This is a genomic window from Micromonospora sp. NPDC050495, from assembly GCF_040655175.1.
In the GTDB taxonomy this organism is placed as follows: Bacteria; Actinomycetota; Actinomycetes; order Mycobacteriales; family Micromonosporaceae; genus Micromonospora.
In genome coordinates this window covers 416,037-430,972 of sequence record NZ_JBFAJK010000001.1, presented here as the reverse complement: position 1 = coordinate 430,972, position 14,936 = coordinate 416,037, and the positions used below count along the sequence as shown (strand labels likewise).

12 protein-coding genes are annotated in these 14,936 nt (G+C 73.3%); 7 read left to right on the top strand and 5 right to left on the bottom strand.

Going from position 1 to position 14,936, the window contains the following annotated elements; all coding sequences use genetic code 11:
* Positions 1-8 precede the first annotated feature (8 nt).
* The 4 genes from AB0I11_RS02085 to ssd are packed head-to-tail and all read right to left on the bottom strand — an operon-like array spanning position 9 to position 4,208.
* Positions 9-767, bottom strand: a complete 759-nt coding sequence (locus AB0I11_RS02085; protein WP_357309179.1) for a type II secretion system F family protein — start codon at positions 765-767, stop codon at positions 9-11.
* The gene (locus AB0I11_RS02080) at positions 767-1,900 is read right to left on the bottom strand and encodes a hypothetical protein (protein ID WP_357309176.1); all 1,134 of its coding nucleotides are present in this window, start codon (positions 1,898-1,900) and stop codon (positions 767-769) included. The genes AB0I11_RS02085 and AB0I11_RS02080 overlap by 1 nt, the downstream gene beginning before the upstream one ends.
* Positions 1,897-3,108, bottom strand: coding sequence for a TadA family conjugal transfer-associated ATPase (locus AB0I11_RS02075; RefSeq protein ID WP_357309174.1), 1,212 nt, complete (start codon positions 3,106-3,108; stop codon positions 1,897-1,899). Before AB0I11_RS02075 ends, AB0I11_RS02080 begins: the two co-directional genes overlap by 4 nt.
* The gene (gene ssd, locus AB0I11_RS02070) at positions 3,105-4,208 is read right to left on the bottom strand and encodes a septum site-determining protein Ssd (protein ID WP_357309171.1); all 1,104 of its coding nucleotides are present in this window, start codon (positions 4,206-4,208) and stop codon (positions 3,105-3,107) included. Before ssd ends, AB0I11_RS02075 begins: the two co-directional genes overlap by 4 nt.
* 359 nt (positions 4,209-4,567) lie before the next feature.
* Here ssd and wrbA point away from each other — a divergent pair, with 359 nt between their 5' ends.
* From wrbA to AB0I11_RS02045, 5 genes are all read left to right on the top strand, one after another.
* The gene (wrbA, locus tag AB0I11_RS02065; protein ID WP_357309168.1) at positions 4,568-5,173 is read left to right on the top strand and encodes an NAD(P)H:quinone oxidoreductase; all 606 of its coding nucleotides are present in this window, start codon (positions 4,568-4,570) and stop codon (positions 5,171-5,173) included.
* Between the two features lie 254 nt (positions 5,174-5,427).
* The gene (locus AB0I11_RS02060; RefSeq protein WP_357309165.1) at positions 5,428-5,760 is read left to right on the top strand and encodes a hypothetical protein; all 333 of its coding nucleotides are present in this window, start codon (positions 5,428-5,430) and stop codon (positions 5,758-5,760) included.
* Entirely contained in the window at positions 5,757-6,860 is a 1,104-nt protein-coding gene (locus tag AB0I11_RS02055) for a hypothetical protein (protein WP_357309162.1), read from the top strand. The genes AB0I11_RS02060 and AB0I11_RS02055 overlap by 4 nt, the downstream gene beginning before the upstream one ends.
* On the top strand, positions 6,857-7,177 hold the full coding sequence (locus AB0I11_RS02050; protein WP_357309159.1) for a hypothetical protein: 321 nt from the start codon (positions 6,857-6,859) through the stop codon (positions 7,175-7,177). Before AB0I11_RS02055 ends, AB0I11_RS02050 begins: the two co-directional genes overlap by 4 nt.
* Positions 7,178-7,637: 460 nt before the next feature.
* Positions 7,638-8,447, top strand: coding sequence for an HAD-IB family hydrolase (locus AB0I11_RS02045; RefSeq protein WP_357309155.1), 810 nt, complete (start codon positions 7,638-7,640; stop codon positions 8,445-8,447).
* A 103-nt stretch (positions 8,448-8,550) separates the two neighbouring features.
* Here AB0I11_RS02045 and AB0I11_RS02040 read toward each other — a convergent pair whose 3' ends face one another.
* Positions 8,551-9,297, bottom strand: coding sequence for an oxidoreductase (locus AB0I11_RS02040; RefSeq protein WP_357309152.1), 747 nt, complete (start codon positions 9,295-9,297; stop codon positions 8,551-8,553).
* A 328-nt stretch (positions 9,298-9,625) separates the two neighbouring features.
* Between AB0I11_RS02040 and acs the strand changes: the two genes are divergently transcribed.
* A complete protein-coding gene (acs, locus tag AB0I11_RS02035) occupies positions 9,626-11,614 on the top strand; it encodes an acetate--CoA ligase (protein WP_357309149.1) in 1,989 nt (662 codons plus the stop codon).
* Positions 11,615-11,858: 244 nt separating this feature from the next.
* Positions 11,859-14,645 carry an immune inhibitor A domain-containing protein gene (locus AB0I11_RS02030; RefSeq protein WP_357309146.1) on the top strand — a complete coding sequence of 929 codons (2,787 nt, stop codon included), beginning with the start codon at positions 11,859-11,861 and terminating at the stop codon, positions 14,643-14,645.
* Positions 14,646-14,936: the final 291 nt, after the last annotated feature.

Genomic DNA, 14,936 nt, shown 5'->3' with positions numbered 1-14,936 from the left:
TCAGCGGATCACAGCACGTCGCCGAGGACGGCGACGATCACCGGCACCAGACCGGCGAGAATGAAGGCGGGCAGGAAGCAGAGCCCCAGCGGCAGCACGATGAGGACGCCGGCCCGGCGGGCCGCCGCCTCGGCCGCCGTGGACCGGTCCGCCCGCAGATCGTCGGCGAGGCGGGCGAGCGCGCCGGCCAGTGCGGCGCCGCTGTCGGCCGAGCGGATCGCGGCGGCCACCAGCCGGTCGGCGCCGGCCACCGGGCCGAGGTGGCTCCACGCCTCGGCCGCCGTGCCGCCCAACTCCAACGTCCGGCCCACCCGACCGAGCCGGTCCGCGAGCGGCCCGCCGAGCGCCTCGGCGACCGCCAGCACCGACCGGTCGACCGGTGCCCCGGCCCGCAGCGCGGCCGCGAGCAGGTCGGCGGCCAGTGGAAGCTCCGCCGCCTCACGCAGGCGGCGGTCCCGCACTGCGGGCGGCTCGACCCGCCGGAGCAGCCGGTCCGCGAGCACACCCGTCAGCGCCCCGGTGATCAGCCCGGCCCCGCCGCCGACCAGCACGAGGGCCGCCACGCCGGCAGCCACGGAGGCGAGCCGGATCGCATCCGGCCACCATCCCGGCCGGGGCCGCCCGCGCGTCGAACCGGACCGCCACCCGCGCCCCGGCCGTGGCGCCAGCCGACGCAGCCGCCGTCCCGGTCGGGCCACCGGACCCGGCACGACCAGGAGCAACGCCGCTCCGGCGAGGCAGCCGGCGGCCACCGCCCGGGCCGACATCAGGCTGCCCGTCCCGAGGTCGCGCCGAGGCGTTCCGCCCAGAGCAGCCCGCCGATCTGGAGGGCGACGGCGGCGAGGGCGCTGCCGCCGCCGAGGGTGCTGTGCAGCAGCACGTCCACGGGGTCGACGCCGATGGCGTAGCCGAGCCCGATGCCACCCAGCGGCAGCGCGGCGAGCAGCCAGGCCGTGGCACGGGCGCCGGCCGCCTGGGCGTCAGCCGCGGCCAGGCCACGGTCGGTGGCGCGCGCATCCGCCTCGACCCGTTCGAGCAGTTCGGCCAGGGGCGCCCCGGTGCGGTCGGCCAGCCGTACGGCGGCCCGCCCCAGACTGGCCAGCCGCGTCGGACCGTCGAGCGGCTCGAACGCCACCGGCAGGCCGGCCCGCAGGTCGGCGGCGAGGGCGCAGAGCCGGTCCAGCTCGCCCCGTCGGGCCCGGTCGGCAGCCGCGCCGGCACGCCGGCGACGGACGGCCCGGGCGCCCAGGACGGCGTAGGCGGCCAGCACCGACCCGCCCACCGGGCCGCCGAGCACCGTCCCGGTCACCCCGCCCAGCAGGGCCACCACCAGCAGAACCGGCCGGGCGGGCAGGGCAGCCACCCGGTCCCGCACGCTCCACCAGGCAGCCGCCGCGCTCGCTGCCGGCCAGCCGGCTCCGCCGTGCCCGGCACCCGTCGCCGGGGCGCGCGGGAGGTCACCGGCCCGCTCGTCCCGCCGGGTGCTCACGGCCGGCCGGTCCACCCGGTCCCCGGGGTGTGCGCTGGACCGTGCCGTCGGGGCCGGCCCGGCCGCCGGCGCGCCCGTCCAGCCCGGCAGCGACGAGGCACCGGCCAGGTCTCGCGCGGTCCAGGACCGGCCCGGCCCGGGCGCCAGCCGGAGCGCCGCGGCCGGGTGGCCCGGGTCTCGGCGGTTCGGCGGCCGGCCGGCCGGCGGTCGGTCCAGCACGGACATGCCGGCCGGGACGCGCGGAACGATCGGCGGCCCGGCACGCACCAGCGGGGCCGCCGAGCCCGTCCCGGGCCGGTACGAGGGGGCGAGGACGGCGCGGCGGCGGGTCCGGGCGGTGCGTACCGGCCAGGCGACGACCGCCGCGGCGCCGATCAGGAGCACGGTCACCAGCCAGGCCATCCCGGTCACGCCGGGCCTGCCGGACCGGGCCAGGCCGCACCGAGCAGCGGCGGCACGGCGACGTCGCGCTCCCGCAGCAGCGCGCCGAGCGGCCGGGCGGCGAGGCCGAGGCCGCGTCCGCGTACCCAGGCGGAGACCACCGTGGCGAGCCGGTCCGGGCCTTCGGGAAGCAGCAGGCCGATCGACTCGAGGACCCGGCCCTGGGTGGTGCGGCGCAGGTGGAGCAGCACCTGGAGCGCCGCGGTGACCTGGGCGTGCAGGGCAGCCCGGGGCAGGCCGCCGAGCAGCCCGAGCGCTTCGAGCCGGGCCGGGACGTCGGTCGGGGTGTTGGCGTGCAGCGTCCCCGCGCCGCCGTCATGGCCGGTGTTGAGGGCGGCGAGCAGGTCGACCACCTCCGCGCCCCGGCACTCGCCCACCACCAGCCGGTCGGGCCGCATCCGCAGCGCCTGACGGACCAGGTCGCTCAGACCCACCGCGCCGGCACCCTCCACGTTCGACGTGCGCGCCTGCAGCCCGATCACGTGCGGGTGGATTGGGCGCAGCTCGGCGGCGTCCTCGACGAGGACGATCCGCTCGGTGGCGGGGACCAGCCCGAGCAGCGTGTTGAGCAGGGTGGTCTTGCCGGACCCGGTGCCGCCGGTGACCAGGTACGCCAGCCGGGCCGCCACGAGAGCGGCGAGCACCGGCGCCACCGGGCGCGGCACGGTGCCCCGCTCGACCAGCTCGTCGAGGCTGAACGGTCGCTGCCGGAAGGTGCGCAGGGACAGGTACGGCCCGTCGGTCGCGACCGGCGGCAGCACCGCGTGCAGCCGGGTGCCGTCGGGCAGCCGGGCGTCGGCGTACGGGGACCCGTCGTCGAGCCGCCGCCCGGCGGCGGCCACCAGCCGCTGGGCCAGCCGGCGTACGTCGTCGACGGTGCCGAGCGGCACGGCCACCTGGTGGAGCCCTCGCCCGCGGTCGACCCACACCCGGTTGCCGTTCACCAGGACGTCGGTGACCTGCGGGTCGGCGAGCAGCGGGGCGAGCGCCCCGGCTCCGACGAGGTCGTCGTGCACCCGGTCGGCGAGGCGCAGCAGGGCGGTGTCGCCGAGCACGGCGGCACCCGACTCGGCGCGTACGGCGGTGACGATCGCGGCCGGGGTGACCGGGGTGGCCGCGGCGGCGAAGCGGTGCCGCACCCGGACCGCCAGCTCCCCGGAGTCGGCCGGGCCGGTCACGCCGCCCCCGTCACGGGCGACCCGGTCAGCTCGCCCAGGAGGCGCTGGCAGAGCGCGGCGAGCGGGCCCTTGCCGGCGGCGGCCGGCGCCTCGCCGCGTTCGAGCCCGCGGCACAGTCCGGGCTCCGGGCGGAGCGCGCCGGCCAGGGGCAGGCCGAGCGCCCGGGCCACCTCGGTGGCCTTGAGCCGGCCGGGGGCGGGACCCCGCACCACCACGGAGAGGGCGGCGCAGTGCGGGGCCGCCTCGGCGACCACCCGGGCGGCGGCCGCGGTGGCCCGCAGCTCGGCGGGTACCACCACCAGGGCGCGGTCCGCCGACTGCAACGCGACGACCGCCGCGTCGTCCAGGTGCCGGGGCAGGTCGAGCACCACCACGTCGCGGCCCCGGCGGCCGGCGTCGATGGTGGCGGCCATCGCCTCGGCGGGCACGGAGAGCAGGTCGCCCCGATCCCAGGAGACGACGACGAGGTCACCCCGACTGGGCAGGGCGCGGACCAGCGACGGCGGGTCGACCCGGCCGTCGGTGCCGGTGAGGCTGGGCCAACGCAGCCCTTCCAGTTGTTCCCAGCCGAGCACCAGGTCGAGGCCGCCGCCGAGCGGGTCGGCGTCCACCAGGAGGGTGCGCCGCCGGGCCCGGGCCGCGGTGACCGCGAGGCCACCGGCGAGCACGCTGGCGCCGGCGCCGCCCCGGCCGCCGAGCACCGCCACCACCCGGGCGAGCCCGCTGTCGGACGGGTCGGCGGCGCACTCGGCGAACCGGTCGACCAGCCAGGGCTCGGCGGCCGGCAGGGTGGCGACGTGCTCGGCGCCGATCAGCTCGGCGAGCTGCGTACCCGGATCGAGGTGGCCGGAGCGGCCGACCAGCACGGTGCGGGGTCGCCGCGGCAGGCGGGCCCGCAGGCAGGCCTGGGCCTGGTCGGCGCCGACGAGCACCAGCGGGGCCGGGGTCCACCGGGCCCGGGCACCGGCCGGGTCGGCGGCCAGCTCGACCTCCGTGCCACCGGCCGCGGCGAGCCGGAGCAGTTCGTCGAGGAGGTCACCGTCGGCGGTGACGAGCAGGGGAAGACGGCGGTGCGGCGGGAGCGGCGTACGGGGCGGCATGGGCGGCCTCCAGCGGTCGGGCTCGGGGTGCTGGGGGAAGCCTGGCGGGCTGGGCGGCGGACCGCGGTCGCGCCGCCCGCGCCTGTGGACGACGGGGGCGGCTGTGGACGGCCCGCCACCGCCGGAGTGGATCTGCTATGGGCGGTCGGCCCCTCCGAGGCGCCCGCACGACGGCGCCGAGGATGTCACCGGGCCGGGTCAGGTGGGCGTACGCGGCAAGGCGCGGCACGCCCGGACGGGCCCGGCCATCGGCGGTGATCTTTTTCGGACCCCGGTAAACACCGGTCCGACCAGGGGCTACACTATTGTTGACAGAGCAAATTTATCGCTAGCAACTATCCTGCGGAAGGGACGCCCCGATGGCACAGACCAAGCTCGCCGTCATCTACTACTCCTCCACCGGCACGATCCACGCCATGGCCAAGCGGCTCGCCGAGGCCGGCGAGAAGGCCGGCGCCGAGGTGCGGCTGCGCCAGGTCCCGGAACTCGCCCCTGAGGAGGCCATCGCCGCCAACGCCGCCTGGAGCCAGCACTTCGACGCCACCCGGAACGAGCCGAAGGCCACCGCCGACGACATCGTCTGGGCCGACGCGGTGCTGCTCGGCACGCCCACCCGCTACGGCAACGTGGCCAGCCAGCTCAAGCAGTTCATCGACACCCTCGGCCCGCAGTGGGCGCAGGGCCTGCTGGCCGACAAGGTGTACGCGGGCTTCACCGCGTCCATGACCGCCCACGGCGGCCAGGAGTCCACGCTGCTCGCGCTCTACAACACGATCCACCACTTCGGCGGCCTCGTCGTCGCCCCCGGCTACACCGACCCGCTGAAGTTCGCCGACGGCAACCCGTACGGCGTCTCGCACGTCACCGGCGGAAGCAACGACGCGCCGCTGGGCGACGCGCAGTTCGCCGCCCTCGACCACATGGCCGAGCGGGTCGTCCGGATCGCCGGCAAGCTCAACGCGTGACCGGCCCCGCCGGTGCCCGGCCCGCCGCCGCGCGAGCCGGGCACCGGCGGAGATCTCGTCGCGGGCACCATGGCCGCATTCCCGGACTTCCGATGGCCGTGCCGTGACGGAATGCCGGCCGGGCACCACCGCCGCAGAGGCACTTCCGCGCTGCCCTGGTGCGCGAGTCGCAGGGACAGTCTCCACCGGCTGGTGTTGCTATCGTCGCTGCCGTGACGGGGAGTAACAAGAGCCGGCGAAAGCCTCGCAAGTCCATGTCTGCCGAGGAGCGAGCACAAGCCGAACAGGACATCCGGGGCGCGGTCGCCGACCTGCAGGTCACGGCATATGCCAACCTCCGGAACGCCATTGCCAACGTGGCGATCTTCTTCGGCTTCGTCGGCGTATTCGCCACGGTCATCGGCGAGGCGGACGGTCGGCGACTGATCCCGATGCTCGTTCTTGTCCTCGCCGGCCTGGTCGGGGCCGCCTACTACCCGGCCCGCCACCAGCACACACTGGCGGTCAGGCTGCTGCTGGCGTCGAGCGCGCTCGTGGTGCTCGGGCTGGCCGGTCTGGTTCTCGTCGCCACGGTGCTCGACTCGTGAGCTTCCACGTCGAACCAGCGGCGCTGGTCAATTACGCCCGTCAGGTGGACCGCGCGAGCGGCGACGCGACCGCGATTTCGGGCTACATCGGTAGCCACACGAAAGAGGCCAGCGGCGGCGAACTGATCGCCATCGCCGCCGACGGTCACCGGCACGCCAGCACCGTCATCGCGGACACGATGAAGCGGCTGACCATCCTGCTCGACGCCTCCGGCCCGGAGTTGTCGGCCGCCGCCGGCTACTACCGGAAAACCGACCTCGGGGCAGCGTCCGATCTGGATCGCGCCCTCCCGGGTGCGGCCCCCTGCCAGCCGCCGACCGCGCTGGAGCAGGAACTCACCACCCTCACCTGCCCCCCACCGCCCTTCGTCGACCTGCGCGATGTGACCGGCAGCCTCACCCCGCCCCCGGAGCCGGACTCACCCCCGAACGCGCTCGGCTGGATGGACTACATCAGCCCGGCGTCCTGGGCCATGAAGGGCTTCGACGCCGTCTTCGGCTTCGACCCGATCTCCTGGCTCCAGGAACGCCTGTTCGGCAACTGGGAAGCCCTCGCCACCATGCAGCCGGTACTCGCCAACGCCGGCAACGCCCTGCACGACCTGGCCCTCAACGTCCAGACCGGTGCCGCGACGCTGCACCAGACGTGGCAGGGCCAGGCGGGGGACGCCGCGCACAGCTACTTCACCCAGCTGGCCGGCGCCACCGCCGCCCTGCGGGGGCCGCTCAACGACATCGGCAACGAGTACAAGACCATGGCGGATTCCGTCTGGTCGATCGGCGAATCGATCGGCGGCATCATCAAGGGCCTCATCGACGCGGCCATCATCGCCGGCATCTCCGCCGCCGCCGGGACCATCACCGCGGCCACCGGCGTCGGCGCCGTCATCGGGTACGGCGTGGCCGCCGTGGAAGTCGCCAACATGCTCCGGCTGTGGGGCCAGGCCACCCAGCTCTACCAACACGCCAGCGCCGCCGTCCTCGCGTTCCGGTCCGCGCTGACGCACCGGCTCGGTGACCTCGAATCCGTCAAGCTGCCCGCGCTGCCCGGCAGCAACGGCTACGACCATCCCCTCGTCGGGGCCGGGGCTGCCCGATGAGCGACATCGCGGACATCGCCGGCAACGACCCGCGACGGGTCCAGGCCCTGCGCGACAGCCTCCACCGGCTCGCCGACAGCCCCCAACCGGAACTCCGCGAGCTGGCGCGCGGGATCCTCAAGGGTGACATCTCGCTCCGGGCCGCCGCCCTCACCAGCACGTACGGCGGCGCGGTCGGCGAAGCCTTCGGCAGCTTCTGGGCCTACTACAGCCAGCTCGACCCGGAAGAACGCCAGGAGCTCGAAGCCACCGCCTACGGTGACGACCGGGACGCCGAAGCGCGGCCCGGAGCACACGATGTCCGGTCGAGCGGCTGACGCCAGGCGTCCGCTGCCGCCCCGTGGCGTTCCCGGCCGACGGGTAGCCCTCCCGCTTGCAAGGTCTCGACGCTCGTCCGGTGTGAGCCGTTCGCCCTCGTCCCGACCAGTTGCCGTGACCCGCTGCGGAGCAGCGCTCCCAGATAGGGACGACCCCCGTCGGGGGGAGACGGGGGTCGTCGGAGGTTCGGCTCCGGGGGGGTCGAGCCGAACCAACTCAGCGGTTACGGGGGGTGCAACCGCCGAGGGCCTCGCTGCGACGAGAAGTGAAATCTCGTCGCGGACTAGCATGCCGCAGCGACCCCTTATACGTCGAGTGGTGTTCGGTCCACCCACCGCTAATTCATGTCCAGATAGTGTGACTGCGGTCACTCTATGCACAGAGTGACGACAGATCCTCACCTTCGGGAGTCCCCCGGGCGCCCGCCGAACGCCGGTCGTACGGCTAGACTTTCGCGCCGTGGGCCGAAGCGCCGCTTTCTTCGATCTCGACAAGACCGTCATCGCCAAGTCGAGCGCTCTGGCGTTCGGCCGGCCCTTCTACCGGGACGGGCTGATCACCCGGCGTGACGTCGTCAAGTCGGCGTACGCCCAGCTGATGTTCCGGCTGGGCGGCACCGACGAGCAGACCATGGCCCGCACCCGGGACTACCTCGCCGCGCTCTGCAAGGGCTGGCAGGTGGACCAGGTCCGGCAGATCGTCGCCGAGACGCTGCACGAGCTGATCAACCCCTACGTGTACGCCGAGGCCGCCGCCCTCATCGAGGAGCATCAGGCCGCCGGCCGGGACGTCGTGCTGGTCTCCGCCTCCGGCGAGGAGATGGTTCGGCCGATCGGTGAGCTGCTCGGGGTGACCGACGTGATCGCCACCCGGATGGCCGTCGAGGACGGCCGGTACAGCGGCCAGGTGGAGTTCTACGCGGCCGGCCCCAGCAAGGTCGACGCCGTCGGCGAGCTGGCCACGGCGCGCGGCTACGACCTGGCCGACTCGTACGCCTACTCCGACTCGTACAGCGACCGCCCGCTGCTGGAGTGCGTGGGCCACCCCACCGTGGTCAACCCGGACCGGGCGCTGCGCAAGCTGGCCGTGGAGAACTCCTGGCCGGTGCTGGAGTTCCGGCACCCGGTCCCGCTGGGCCGGCGGCTGCGCGAGCGCCCCGCCGTCCCGGTCGCCGCCGCGGCCCTCGGCGTGGGCGTCGGGGTCGCCATCGGCATCGCCTGGTACGGCCGGCACCGCCGCACCCGCGCCGCCACCACCCCGACCGCCTGACCGCGGCCCCACCCGGCCAGCACCGCCGCATCCGCCGCGAGCACCCCGACCGCCTGACCACAGCCCCACCCGGCCGGCACCGCCGCGGCATGGTCGGAAGCGGTCAGGAGGCGGCGAGGACCTCGTCGCCGATGGCGCCGATCTGGTCCGCGCCGATCTCCACGGCGGTCATGTAGTGGCGGAGCCAGGAGCGGAGCCCGTCCGGCGTGCCGGTGGCGAAGGCACCGGCCGCGCCGACGTACTCGGGCTCCCGCTCGCGATGCCCGACGTCGACGGCGACCAGGCCACGCGGGTCGAACCCGGTCGAGATCAGCACCAACCGGGCGGCCGCCCGGGCCACCACCCCGGACGGGCCGGGGAACGGGCGCAGGTTGAGCAGTTCACCGTGCACCACGGCGGCGAGCACCAGCGGCGGCACCTTGGTGCCGCCGGCCACCAGGCCGGCCAGTCCGTCGAGGCGGGCGGCAACCACCGGGTCGGCGACCGGCCGGCCCAGCTCCGCCTCGGCCAGGACGTCCCGGGCGGCGAGCACGTGCAGCCGGGCGAGGACCTGGCGGGGCGCCCGGGGCCAGAGGTCGCTGAGTCCGGGCAGCGCGCCGGCCACCCGCAGGGCGCCCTGGAGCACCGGATCGGTGACCGTTCCGGCGCGTACCTCCTCGCGGTCGTGACCGCGGCCCTCCAGCGCGGCGCTGGCCACGGCCGAGCGGAGGCTGACCTCGGCGGCGACCTGCCCGCCGTGCCGGCGCAGCGCGCGGTGTCGGTGGGCCTGGTCCACCCGGTCGCGGGCGGCTTCGACGGCGGGCGCGACGTCGGCGAGCGCGAGCAGCGGAGCGAGCGGGTCGGTGGTCACCCCGCCACGCTATCCAGCCCGGCGGGCCCACCGGGCGCCACCCGGCGCGAAGGCGACCCGGGCCACGGTGCCCGACGCCGGGCTGCGGCAAACCGGTGCCACCCGACCCCGGGAAGCAACAGCTTGCCGCAATCCGTGGCCCGCCGCGCCGGGCCACCCGGACCAGCCTGCCCGGGCCGGCCGGGGCGGGGGAGGGCCGGTCCGCCACCCGGCGCGGTGGGAGGGCCGCTGGGCGCGTCAGGGCCGGGCGGGCGGTCGCGGCGGGGATGCGCCGCGACTAACCTCTCCCGGGTAGGAGACGCAGGTCACGCGACGAAGGAGTCATCGCATGAGCGAGGCATTGGCCAACTTGCTGAACGAGACGCGCCAGTTCCCGCCGCCGGCCGAGCTCGCCGCGAACGCCAACGTCAAGGCCGAGGCGTACGCCGAGGCGGCCGGTGACCGACTCGCCTTCTGGGAGCGGCAGGCCGATCGGCTGGCCTGGGCGAAGAAGTGGGACCAGGTGCTCGACTGGTCGAACGCGCCGTTCGCGAAGTGGTTCGTGGGCGGCCAGCTCAACGTGGCGTACAACTGCCTGGACCGGCACGTGGCGGCCGGCGGGGGCGACAAGGTGGCGATCCACTGGGAGGGCGAGCCCGGGGACACCCGCACCCTCACCTACGCCGACCTGCACCAGCTCACCTGCCAGGCGGCGAACGCGCTGACCGACCTGGGCGTGAGCGCCGGCGACCGGGTGGCGATCTACCTGCCGATGATCCCGGAGGCGGCGGTCGCCATGCTGGCCTGCGCCCGGATCGGCGCCACGCACAGCGTGGTCTTCGGTGGCTTCTCGGCCGACGCGCTGACCAACCGGATCCAGGACGCCAGCGCCAAGGTGGTGATCACCGCGGACGGCGGTTTCCGCCGGGGCAAGCCGTCGGCGCTCAAGCCGACGGTGGACGAGGCGGTGGCGAAGTGCCCCTCGGTGGAGCACGTGCTGGTGGTCCGCCGCACCGGCGAGGAGGTCGCCTGGTCGGGGAAGGACCACTGGTGGCACGAGACGGTGGAGACCGCCTCGCCGGAGCACACCGCGCAGCCGTTCGACGCCGAGCACCCGCTCTACATCCTCTACACCAGCGGCACCACCGCCCGGCCGAAGGGCATCCTGCACACCACCGGCGGCTACCTGACCCAGACGTCGTACACCACGCACGCGGTCTTCGACCTGAAGCCGGAGACCGACGTGTACTGGTGCACGGCCGACATCGGCTGGGTCACCGGCCACTCGTACATCGTCTACGGCCCGCTCTCCAACGGCGCCACCCAGGTCATGTACGAGGGCACCCCGGACACCCCGCACAAGGGCCGGTTCTGGGAGATCGTCGACAAGTACAAGGTCACCATCCTGTACACCGCGCCGACCCTGATCCGCACCATGATGAAGTGGGGCGAGGACATCCCCGCCGGGTACGACCTCTCCTCGCTGCGCCTGCTCGGCAGCGTCGGTGAGCCGATCAACCCGGAGGCGTGGATCTGGTACCGGCAGCATGTCGGCCGGGGTGAGCTGCCGGTGGTGGACACCTGGTGGCAGACCGAGACCGGCGCCATCATGATCTCCCCGCTGCCGGGGGTCACGGCGGCCAAGCCGGGCTCGGCGATGACCGCGCTGCCGGGCATCGTCGCCGACGTGGTGGACGACCAGGGCCAGTCGGTGCCGAACGGCGGCGGCGGCTACCTGGTGCTCAAGGAGCCGTGGCCGTCGATGCTGCGTACCGTCTGGGGCGACGACAACCGGTTCCTCGAGACGTACTGGTCGCGCTTCGGGGCCGGGGCCAACAACGGTGACGACTGGGTCTACTTCGCCGGTGACGGGGCCAAGAAGGACGACGACGGGCACGTCTGGCTGCTCGGCCGGGTCGACGACGTGATGCTGGTGTCCGGCCACAACATCTCCACCACCGAGGTCGAGTCGGCGCTGGTCAGCCACCCGTCGGTGGCGGAGGCCGCGGTGGTCGGCGCGACCGACCCGACCACCGGGCAGGCGATCGTGGCGTTCGCCATCCCGCGCGGCAGCACGGAGGTCTCCGGTGACGCCGGCGAGCAGCTCATCGCCGAGCTGCGCAACCACGTGGCGAAGACGCTCGGCCCGATCGCCAAGCCGCGGCAGATCATGCTGGTGCCGGAGCTGCCGAAGACCCGCTCCGGCAAGATCATGCGCCGGCTGCTGCGGGACGTGGCGGAGCACCGTTCGCTGGGCGACGTCACCACGCTCCAGGACTCCTCGGTGATGGAGCTGATCTCCAGTGGCATGAGCGGCGGGAAGTCCGACGAGGACTGACGGCTCAGTTGACGATCAGGTGGGTGGCGGTCCGGGCGGGCCGTCACCCGCCGTCGTCTTTCCCGGTGGGTACGCCTCGGTAGTTCGGTGGAGGCGCGGCAGGCTGAACGGGCCAAAGGGACGTGTCACCCCTGTCAGTGGCAGACGTCTCTCATCTAGGTTCAGCCGCACCGGGTCGGTTCGACGGGCGTGACTGCCTCGCGCGACCGGCCGGTTCTCTTTCCCATGCCCCACGAGGAGCGGCATGAACACATTTCCGCAGTCCGGGTCGCGCCGACGCCTACTCGTCGCGCTGCCCGCCATCGCCCTCGCCGCCGCATCACTAACCGTGACCGGCAGCGCGGCCGCCCAGGAGTCCGGGTTCAGCCGGACGATCGGTGCGGACGAGTTCTACATCAACTACGCCGAGCCGCAGGTGCAGCCGGACACGGCGGGCAAGGAGGTCAAGGGCAAGGACGGCATCTACTCCTCGCCGGTCGACCAGGCGCGGGCCTACGACCGGAAGTTCGCGGGCGGCAACCCGGTGGCGGCGCGCGAGCTCGCCAAGCTGGAGGCCAAGGCGATCAAGACGGGCCAGAGCCCGCGGAAGATCAAGAAGGCCAAGAGCACCCAGACGGCGAAGCTGCTGACCCTGCTGGTGGAGTTCAACGACCAGGCGAACGACGACTTCAGCAACGTGTACGTGCCGAAGACGGTTTTCGAGGACCGGAGCTGTGTCCTCGGCAGCGTCCAGAACGGCCCGAAGCACAACAACATCCCGAACCCGGCGTCGCTGCCGCACAAGGACAACAACTCCATGTGGGTGCCGGACTTCTCGCCCGAGCACTTCGACAAGATGCTCTACACCAAGGAGGGCATCACCGAGCGGGTCCGCACCGACCTGACCGGGCCGGACGGCAAGCCGGGCGTCGACCTCTCCGGGCGCACGATGCACAACATGTACCTGGAGATGTCGAAGGGTGCGTACACGGTGAACGGGCAGGCCAGCCCGTGGATCACCATGCCGCACTCGGAGGCCTGGTACGCCGCCAACCGCTGCTTCCAGAACGAGGACGGCACCTGGTCCGCCGGTCGTGAGCAGTCGATGAACGGCCACCCGGACAACCCACAGGGTGCCGGCCGGCTCGCCACCGACGCGGTGGACACGCTGGCCAAGATGGACCCGAACTTCCCGTGGGCCGACTACGACATCGAGGACCAGGGCGACGCCGACGGCGACGGCAACGTCAACGAGCCGGACGGTGTGATCGACCACCTGGTGCTCGTGCACGCCGGTGAGGACAAGTCCGGTGGCGGTGGCGCCCAGGGCGTCTACTCGATCTGGGCGCACTCCTCGACGGTGACCGGTGGCTACACGATTCCGGGCACGAAGATCAAGGTGTCGAACTACATCGTGCAGCCGGAGGACTCGGGCGTGGGCGTCTTCGCCCACGAGTACGGCCACGACCTCGGTCTTCCGGACCTCTACGACACCTCCGGCAACAACTCCGACTCGGACGTCGACTTCTGGGACCTGATGGCCTCGGGCTCGCACTCCGGCGAGGTCTTCCAGGCGCTGCCGACCCACATGGGCATCTGGGACAAGTGGGTGCTCGGCTGGGCGGACCCGCTGCAGATCAACCCGGGTGACGACGCCCGGTCGGTGCAGCTCGGCCAGACCTCCAACACCCCGGTCGGCACCAAGGACGGCATCAAGGTCAACCTGCCGGACAAGGTGATCACGCTGGCGCAGCCGCACAGCGGCGCCAACATGTGGTACTCGGGCGCCGACCAGAGCTGGGCCGACGTCAAGCTGAGCCGGACGGTGACGGTCCCGAACGCCGCGGACGCGAAGTTCTGGATGTGGAACAACTTCGTCATCGAGGCGGACTGGGACTACGGCTTCCTCGAGGTCTCCACCGACGGCGGCAACACCTGGTCCGAGCAGAAGGTCTACGACGCCACCGGCAAGCTGGTCACCACCAACGACGGCTACGCCGACCCGAACGGCCGCATGGTCGACTTCGGCGGCAAGAAGTACGGCCTGACCGGCAGCACCAACGGCTGGCGGCACGACTACGTCGACCTGTCCGGGTACGCCGGCCAGGCCGTGCAGCTGCGGCTCCGCTACGCCACCGACGAGGCGTTCGAGGAGCGGGGCTGGTTCGCCGACGACTTCTCGGTCACCGGCGGTGGCACCACCACCTGGAGCGACGACGTCGAGGGCGGCGCCAACGGCTGGACCCAGGTCTTGGGCAGCTTCACCGACACCACGGGTGCCGGCTGGCACACCGACTCCGGCACCCAGGTCAAGTCGCACTACTACCTGGCCGAGTGGCGCAACTTCGACGGCTTCGACAAGGGCCTGAAGTACGCCTACGACTCCACCTACTCCCGGGACGCCTGGAAGGTGGAGAAGGTCGCCTACAACGCGCCGGGCATGCTGGTCTGGTACCGGGACACCGCGCTGGGCAACGTGAACCACACGACCGCGCAGCTGACCTCGCTGCCCAGCTATGGGGCGAAGGGCGGCCTGCTGATCGTCGACTCGCACAACGACCCGCTGCGTCGCGAGGGCGAGGCGGCGGTCAAGGACCCGTCGCTGCAGGACAACCTGCAGAGCCGGCCGCAGTCTTCGAACGCGACGTTCTCGCTGCACCAGACGTACCCCTTCAAGGAGTGCCTGGAGGCGGCCGGCGAGCCGTACAGCGAGTACTGCACCGATTTCGGTGCCCAGGCCCCGGTGTCGGCGTTCACCGACGCCAAGGGTTGGTACCCGGGCCTCGAGATCCGCGGCAGCAACCTGTACTACCGCGACGCCGACGCCTCCGTCGTGGTGCCGTCGCGGCAGAACCAGCCGTACACCACCCGAATCACCAACCCGGACGGCACGCCGGCGACGGCGCTGTACGGGGCCGCTGTCGGGTCCACCGTGCTGGGCACCGGCAACCCCGGTGACGCGGGCGTCGCCTACGGCGTCTCGATCACCATCAAGCGGGCCGCCAAGGACAACTCGTACGCGACCGTGTACGTGACCTCGGCGCGGCCGTGAGCTGACCGGCCCGGCCCGTGCGGGTCGGACCACCCCGGCGGGGCCCGTCCGGAGCACAACTGCTCCGGGCGGGCCCCGTCCGCATGTCCCTGCCGGAACGCGGTTCGGCCTTCGGTGTGACACTTTCGCGAAACGGAGCGCTCCCCTTTGGGGACCTCATAATCGCCACTACTCAGAGTGATCGTGGCCAAAACGTAATGTGATTCGATGTCGAATTACTGGGCTCTTTGGTCCGGATTTGCCCCGGTAGCAAGGGTCGCCATCTCGATGATTGACCGGTGACAACCAGGC

Coding starts and splice junctions, on each gene's coding strand:
- AB0I11_RS02050 (WP_357309159.1), top strand. CDS start 6,857: ATGAGCGACATCGCGGACATCGCCGGCAACGACCCGCGACGGGTCCAG.
- AB0I11_RS02030 (WP_357309146.1), top strand. CDS start 11,859: ATGAACACATTTCCGCAGTCCGGGTCGCGCCGACGCCTACTCGTCGCG.
- acs (WP_357309149.1), top strand. CDS start 9,626: ATGAGCGAGGCATTGGCCAACTTGCTGAACGAGACGCGCCAGTTCCCG.
- ssd (WP_357309171.1), bottom strand. CDS start 4,208: ATGCCGCCCCGTACGCCGCTCCCGCCGCACCGCCGTCTTCCCCTGCTC.
- AB0I11_RS02085 (WP_357309179.1), bottom strand. CDS start 767: ATGTCGGCCCGGGCGGTGGCCGCCGGCTGCCTCGCCGGAGCGGCGTTG.
- wrbA (WP_357309168.1), top strand. CDS start 4,568: ATGGCACAGACCAAGCTCGCCGTCATCTACTACTCCTCCACCGGCACG.
- AB0I11_RS02060 (WP_357309165.1), top strand. CDS start 5,428: ATGTCTGCCGAGGAGCGAGCACAAGCCGAACAGGACATCCGGGGCGCG.